The sequence below is a fragment of the Thermogemmatispora sp. genome (assembly GCF_019683755.1).
Classification (GTDB): Bacteria; Chloroflexota; Ktedonobacteria; order Ktedonobacterales; family Ktedonobacteraceae; genus Thermogemmatispora.
The window spans coordinates 1-7,697 of the sequence record NZ_JADGHT010000225.1 but is presented as its reverse complement, the minus strand read 5'-3'; the positions used below and the strand labels follow the sequence as shown (position 1 = coordinate 7,697).

Here is a 7,697-nt window from a genome sequence, read left to right as displayed (position 1 = left end):
ATGTTAGATGTGTATTAGAGAAAGGTTCTAGGCAGACTCTCTATCTTAGGTCTGGCAGCTAGATCCAGACGAAATAGACGCCACTGCCAGGATAGAAGGTATAGTAGGATACGATTCCCCAACCGCCGCCATTCGCATACCAGTTCATGTTACTGGTATAGACGCCACCGTCGGAAGTCAGGCTCTCGACGACGGCAACATGGCCATAGGTGATATTGGCACCCTGGACACCGGGCATGAGAACGATGATCGAGGGCACATGCGGTTGGGTCGAGACAATCCAGCCATAGGCCCTAGCTCCCGCGACCCACTCATAAGCGTTGCCTCCCCAGGGCACCCAAACCCCTGTTAGCTGGTGATAACGGTAGTCGGCCCAATAGGTACACTGGCCCACTGGGAAAGGATCTCCCGAGTTGCTGCCAACAATCGGCGCTGTTTGCACGCCAGTCGGATTGCTCGGGCCAGGATCATAACCCACTCCGCTGCGCACGATAGCTGTCGCTGTGGCGGCGCGCATAGCGGCCAGATCCAGGGTGCTGGCATTGCCACTGTTGCTGGGGATCATGCTCATAATGGACTGGAACAGGCCGCCCCCACTCCTGGCCCCTACAGGACTCTCAGGTAGCACTGTTAGCAGGGTACCGGTGAGGATGATCGCCACCAGAACCAGGACCGCCGCATGGACATGCCAGCGCTTCCGTGGAAGCGGCTGGGCGGTGTCTCGACGCTTGAGCGCTTTCTTTCCATCGCCACGGATGACGAGCGGCGGACGCGTTGCACTTGCGTTCGTTGTACTTACCAGCGGTAGGAGGGCCGTCTGTAGCTCGGGGAGCTGACCGGTCTCGGGTGCCGCGCTCTCTTGGGCCGTTCCCGCCCCGGCTGCCACCGGCAGGAGGGCTGTCTCTTTGTCGACTCCCTCATCCGCTATCTCCGGTAGAGGTGTCTGACTACCATTGCTTGGCTCCGTCGCTTCCACAACGGTAGGCGACTGCGTCGGAAAGGCAAGTTGCTCAACCGGCGATAGCTGGGTGACTAACCCAGGCATGCGGATCGGCTCCCCAGCTTGCTCTTGCATTTCTGCAACTCTATCTTGACGGTCCTTAAATGATAGCATGCTGCATTCCTATCGTTGAAAATATGAGCCGCGTTGTTGCGCGCCTTCTTATTGATATCTTTCTATGTCATCATGCCTGAATGTACTCTGAAAGGAGGAGGGCGGTCAAGCGCGCCTTGCTACTGTTAGGACCATAGTACCCCGAGGGAGGGAGCCTTCTTAACCGGCTGCTTGTAGCTGGCCTGAGCCTCTTGCCAGGCCACTCCGCCGGGCCAGTCGCTGTCTCTGCAGGCCCCTAAGATCTCTTGAGAGCAGGAGCACTGTCAAGACAAAGAATTGACCTTTTTGCGCTATCGGGATATACTGCTCTCGCGTTAGCTGTAGTCAACTGTTGTGGGAAGCTGTGCCCGAGGCATGGCGGAACAGGGATTCTTGATCACAAGGAGAGCCGGATGCAAGGCCACCGCCAATCAGAGCCTTTCCTCGAGCTACTGACACTCCTAACCTTCACGCTGACGCTGCTCTTTAGCGGCTGCGCGGGCTTATTGGGGACCAATAGCGTTCCTCGCACATCGTCTACGACAGTCACGCCCTCGCACTCACCCACTCCCAGCGCGGTCGCCGATAGCTGTCCCTCTGTTCTCTTCAGCTCTGAAGTAACCTGCTATACGCCCCTCCAGCTTCGCCAGTATTATGGTTTCGAGCCGTTAATCCAGCGTGGCTATACTGGCAGGGGACAGACCATCATCGACATTGTTTCGTTTGGCAGTCCGACCCTACAGCAGGATCTCGATGTCTTTAGCCGCCGCTTTCAGCTCCCGCTCATTAAGGTGCAAGTGATTGAGCCCATCCAGAAGCCGGAATATGATCCCCACCACGACAAGAGCGGCTGGGCTGCCGAAACCGAACTTGACGTGGAGATCATTCATGCCCTGGCCCCCGAGGCGAACATCGTGGTGCTGGTTAGTCCGATCGCTGAAACGGAAGGCACGGTCGGCTTGCCGGAATTTCGCCAGTTAATCCAGTACGCCATCGATCATCATCTGGGGACGATTGTGTCTCAGAGCTGGGGTGCTTCCGAGGTAACGCTCGAGGATGCTGCTGGCCGACAGGAGGTACAGCAATGGAATGCTCTGCTCCAGCGAGCAACATTAGAGGAGCATATGACTTTCTTCAGCTCCTCGGGGGATAACGGTGCAACTGACTATGCTGATTTGAATATGTCACGGCTGTCGCCCAAGGCAACGACTAACTTTGCCGCCGATCTGCCCTGGGTGACCAGCGTTGGCGGCACTACGCTGCTGCGCCAGGGCAATCAGGTCCGTGAAATCGGCTGGAATCGGAGTGGGGGCGGCTTCAGCAGCCTTTTCCCTCAGCCGTCCTATCAGAAGTTGCTGCCCGCCTCAACACAGGCAGCTTTTCAAGGGCGACGCGGTATTCCCGATGTGGCCGCTGCCGCTGATCCAGATACTAACCTCGCTTTTTACTTCCGCGGCGTTTGGGAGACGGTCGGCGGGACCAGTGCCTCCGCACCTATGTGGGCCGCCTTGGCAGCTATCGCCAATCAGATGGCCGGTCACCCGCTTGGCTTTCTGAATCCCGCTCTGTACACGATCGCGACGTCGGTCAACTATCAGCGCGATTTCCACGATATCACTGTCGGAGACAATAGCGTTTACCAGGGCGTGAACGTCCCCGGTTACCGCGCCGGCCAGGGCTGGGATGCTGTCACCGGTCTTGGCAGCCCAAACGCACAGTTTCTGATCCCCGACCTGCTTCAGGCACAGGCCACACTGGCAGCTTCAGGTCAATAGTTCAGCCTCCTACGGCGAGATAGCTGGTCAGCCAAAGCGGGCCTCAGAGCAGGCAAGTCGACCGACATATGATATGGCGTTCACCTGCTCTTGTGCCCGCTCTGCTGAGGTCAAGGGAGGGCGGCCAGGAGCAGCTTACAACAGGCCCTTGCTGACACAGAGTTCCGCATTCAGAAGGGAGCCGCCCGCCGCACCTCGGATGGTATTATGGCCCAGAGCAACGAATTTATAGCTCAGCACCGGACAGGGCCGCAGGCGCCCAAGGGTCACGGCCATGCCCCGCCCTGCGTCGCGATCATGCAGTGTCTGAGGACGATCTTCCTCGCTGCGATAAACTAGGGGAGGCACGGGAGCGCTCGGCAGTTTCAGGCGCTGAGGTTCGGGGAGGAAATGTTCCCAGGCCGCAATGATTTCCTCGGGCGAGGCCTCACGTTCCAGCTCAACGCTCACGCACTCTAGATGGCCCTCGCGTGTCGCAACACGATTGCAATGGGCACTGACGACCAGTGAGGCCAGGCTGAAACCCTGCTCTTCACGCCACTCGCCCAGCATCTTGAGCGTCTCGCTTTCGACTTTCGGCTCTTCACCCGAGATGAATGGAATAGCGTTATCGAGTATATCGTAGGATGGCAGGCCTGGATAGCCAGCTCCCGAGATCGCCTGCAGTGTGGTCACCAGCACTTTGCGCACACCAAAGGCTTGCTGCAGGGGCTTGAGGGCCATCACCAGCGGGGTCGCCGAGCAATTGGGGTTGGTCACAATGCAACCGCTCCAACCCCGGCGCTTGCGCTGCTGTTGAATGGCCACAGCGTGGTCAGGATTCACCTCGGGGACCAGCAGCGGTACATCAGGCTCCATCCGGTAGGTCTTAGCGTTGCTGAACACGGCTATGCCAGCTCGGGCAAAGGCCGCCTCGACCTCACCAGCTACCTCCGCAGGCAAGGCTGAGAAGGCAATCTTGACCTCCGGCAGAGCCTCCGGGCGACAGGGTAGAACGGGCAGCTTTGCTACCCGCTCTGGCATGGTTCCCCCCAGCCGCCAGCGCGCTACTTCACTATAGGGGCGGCCTCCATGCACTTCGGAAGCCGCCAGGGCCACCAGCTCAAACCAGGGATGGTCTTGCAACAGCTCGATAAAGCGCTGCCCCACCATGCCAGTCGCGCCTAGAACGGCTACAGGAAAGCGTTGACCTCTCTGATGCATTGTCAAGGCATCCTCCTTGTTACAGACCCGCAATGAACCTCGCCTATAGCCCCACACTAGCGGGCTTTGAGGGCTTCTAAGCGCTTCTCATGGGCAGGATGTCGCACGAGAGGAATCACAGGCGCAATCAGATCACGATGGAGGCAGCGTAAGGCACGTTCACTGTCGCTGTCCTCAATGATAAGAATAATGCCCTGCTCAGAAGCGCCTTGGGAGATCACAGGGATGCGCTCACGGGCCAGGGCGCTGATGGCCCTGGCTGGGCTCATCGGATCGCTCGTGAAGCCCGACCCGAGACAGGCACAGGCCGCCAGACCAGGTCGACAACTGACACGCCAGTAACCCAAGTCATGCTGGAGCAAAGAGACCACCGAGGCTGAGGCCTGCTCCTCAACCATAAAGGAGAGATGGTGGCCGGAAGAAGAGCAGATAGCCACAGGAGCGGCCCCTACGCGAGCCGCCAGAGCAAAGACCTGACCTGCATTCTCAGGGGCACCAAACATGTTGGTGCTCTCGACGGTCACGAGAGCCAGGCGCCGTCTCACAGTGATCGCTGTCGCGCCACTGCGATACTTATCTTCGGGACCAATGAGTGTGCCCTGCATCTGGGGGCGGAAGGTATTGCGCACGCGCACAGGAATATTGCGCTGGGCTACAGGGATCAAGGTGCGCGGATGCAAGACCTTGGCACCAAACCAGGAGAGACGCGCGGCTTCCGCATAGGTTAGCGCAGGCAACAGACGCGCATTGGTCACCACGCGCGGGTCGGCGGACATCACGCCGTCCACATCGGTATAGATGGAGACCTCGCAGCAATCGATAGCGGCGCCGATAACGGTCGCTGAGTAGTCGGAGCCATTGCGTCCCAGGGTTGTCACCAGGCCTGTGCGCGTCCGTCCTATAAAGCCCGGAGCCACTGGCACCGTGCGCTGTTGCAGCAGTGGCCACAACAGAAGCCGCGCCCGCTCGCGCGTCTCTTCTTCCAAAGGCTCAGCCCCAATGACAGCCCCCGGCTCAACGGGCGCCTTGCCTTGCGGCTCTCCTGTCACAATCAGTTCTTCACGGATCGGAGCCGCCGTGACATTGGGCAGACCCAGATCATTGATCGCGGCAGCCAGCAAGAGCACCGACAGGCGCTCCCCCCAGGCAGCCACGGCGTCAACATAATCTTCACAACCAGCGGCCTCGCTCTCCAGCTTCGCCAGGGCCTGCTCCAGGTCAGCTCTCAGCTCTGCCAGCCGTTGCTCATCATAGACAGCCTTTTCAGCCGCCTGGAGATGACGCTCACGCAAAGCCTCCAGTTCACGCCGCCATTCCACACTCTCGCCACGCCGAGCGTGATGCGCAATGCGCAGGAGCTGATCAGTGATACCTGACATCGCGGATACTACCACTACGGGAAAAGGCGTGGCCTCGCTGAGAGCTTTGCTGGCCGTCTGGGCTACGATCTGGGCCACGCGGCGAATACGCTCGCCACTACCAACAGAGGTACCTCCAAACTTCAGTACACAGAGCGAACACTCAACGTCCATTGACAATCACCCTTTATCTCTTCACAGGCGAGACGCCAGTTGCTCGCCTCGTTTTCTCTCGCCTATGCAAGACTGAGCGGCTCGCCAAGCTTCGCCGAGACCGCTCGCAACGCCTGATCCAGATCCTCAATCAGATCTTCAACCGTCTCTAGCCCAATTGAAAGGCGGATAAAATCGGGGGTCACACCCGTCTCCAACTGCTCATCGGGTGTCAACTGCGAGTGAGTTGTACTTGCAGGATGAATAATCAACGACTTGGCATCACCGACGTTCGCCAGATGGGAGAATAGCTCCACGTGGCGAATCAGCATCTTGCCTGCTTCCAGTCCTCCCTTAATGCCGAAGCCGAGAATAGCTCCATAGCCATGCGTCAGGTAGCGCCTTGCTAGCTCGTGCTGGGGATGACTGGGCAAGCCGGGATAGCTGACCCAGCTCACCGCCGGATGGCTCTCCAAAAACTCGGCAATGCGCAGCGCGTTCTGACTATGACGCTCCATGCGCAGCGGCAAAGTCTCTAGACCTTGAAGGAAGAGCCAGGCATTGAAAGGGCTGATGGCCGCGCCGACATCGCGCATCAGCTGCACGCGAGCTTTGATAATGTAGGCCAGGGGACCAAAGGCTTCCATATAGCGGAGACCATGATAGGAAGGATCAGGCTCAGTAAAGCTCGGGAAACGCCCATTGGCCCAATCAAACTTGCCGCCATCGACAATGACCCCTCCGATGGAGGTGCCATGTCCACCGATGAACTTGGTCGCTGAATGCACGACGATATCGGCCCCATGCTTGAGCGGCTGCAACAAATAAGGTGTTGGTAAGGTATTATCGACAATTAAGGGAATGCCGTGCTCATGAGCGATGGCAGCCACGGCCTCGATATCGAGCATATCCAAGCGGGGATTGCCCAGAGCTTCGGCATAGATAGCCTTGGTGCGCTCATTGATCGCAGCCCGGAACTGCTCCGGGTGGCGACTGTCGACAAAGCGCACCGTGATGCCGAGCTTGGGCAAGGTGTAGCGGAAGAGATTATAGGTGCCGCCGTAGAGGCTGGTGGAGGAGACCACCTCATCGCCTGCTTCAGCAATGGTCAGAATGGCCAGCGTCTCCGCTGCCTGGCCGGAAGCGGTTGCTAGCGCCCCAACTCCGCCCTCCAGCGCTGCTATGCGACGTTCGAAAGCATCTTGAGTAGGATTCATAATACGCGTATAAATGTTGCCGAACTTACGCAGCGCGAAAAGATCAGCAGCGTGCTCCGGGCTATCGAAGACAAACGAGCTTGTCTGATAAATGGGAACGGCCCGGGCACCTGTGGCGCTATCAGCCGTTTCCTGACCTGCATGTAGGGCTAACGTCTCAAAACCATAACTACGATTGCCGTTCAGTGCCATGAGAGAATCTACTCCTGAGAAAACCAGATCTAACGACAGGCAGCCGCCTTACAGGCAGACTGGCAAACCCCCAGGCGCCGGCGAGCGATGGCCGGCGGCAACGGGCTGATCAAACTGGCTAGGTTTCCAGCCAACGCAGGGCGGCTTTCATCTGCTCCCACTCCTTCAAGAAAGCATCGTGGCCGTGGGGGGAATCCAACTCAATATAGGTAGCATCGCCCCCAAGCTCCCTTACACGCTCAGCCAGCCAGCGCACGCGCGCCGCCGGAAAGAGGAAGTCGGAGCGAATTCCGATAAAGAGCGCGCGACTGCGAATACGGGAAAGGGCAGCGTCAAGTGAAGGGTAGCCCTCGCTGACATCATAGAGGTCCATCGCGCGACTCAGATACAGATATGTATTAGCGTCGAAGCGCCGTACCAGTGCCTGGCCCTGATAATAGAGATAGTTTTCCACATCGAAGCGCGTCCCCAGACTAGGGGTGCGAGTTGGAGAAGGCACCTCACAATTACGCGCCGGGCGACGAGAGAAGCGCAGTTCCATTGCTTCCTCGCTCTGGTAGGTGATCATGCCGAGCATACGCGCGATCGCCAACCCGGCATCAGGCCCCTCGCCGGGCGGATAATCACCTCCCTGCCAGCGGGGATCGAGCATAATGGCCTGGCGGCCCACTTCACTGAAGGCGATGGCTTGAGCCGTCAGAGCCGA

General features: G+C 58.7%; 5 protein-coding genes and 1 pseudogene. 1 reads left to right on the top strand and 5 read right to left on the bottom strand.

From position 1 onward, the window contains the following. Nucleotides 1–58: 58 nt before the first annotated feature. Nucleotides 59–1,045, bottom strand: a complete 987-nt coding sequence (locus IRZ24_RS13980) for a CHAP domain-containing protein (protein ID WP_297165281.1) — start codon at nt 1,043–1,045, stop codon at nt 59–61. A 461-nt stretch (nt 1,046–1,506) separates the two neighbouring features. Between IRZ24_RS13980 and IRZ24_RS13975 the strand changes: the two genes are divergently transcribed. After that, on the top strand, nt 1,507–2,868 hold the full coding sequence (locus IRZ24_RS13975) for a S53 family peptidase (protein WP_297165280.1): 1,362 nt from the start codon (nt 1,507–1,509) through the stop codon (nt 2,866–2,868). Between the two features lie 135 nt (nt 2,869–3,003). On the opposite strand, the gene asd is transcribed toward IRZ24_RS13975, so the two are convergent. The 4 genes and pseudogenes from asd to IRZ24_RS13955 all read right to left on the bottom strand — a co-directional run. Then, nucleotides 3,004–4,071 (bottom strand): aspartate-semialdehyde dehydrogenase, encoded by a 1,068-nt coding sequence (asd, locus tag IRZ24_RS13970; RefSeq protein ID WP_297165277.1) that lies wholly within the window; start codon nt 4,069–4,071, stop codon nt 3,004–3,006. Between the two features lie 56 nt (nt 4,072–4,127). Continuing rightward, a complete protein-coding gene (locus IRZ24_RS13965; protein WP_297165275.1) occupies nt 4,128–5,603 on the bottom strand; it encodes an aspartate kinase in 1,476 nt (491 codons plus the stop codon). A gap of 62 nt (nt 5,604–5,665) precedes the next feature. Then, a complete protein-coding gene (locus tag IRZ24_RS13960; protein WP_297165273.1) occupies nt 5,666–6,991 on the bottom strand; it encodes a homocysteine synthase in 1,326 nt (441 codons plus the stop codon). A gap of 118 nt (nt 6,992–7,109) precedes the next feature. Then, nucleotides 7,110–7,697, bottom strand: a pseudogene (locus IRZ24_RS13955) (alpha/beta fold hydrolase); the annotation flags it as partial.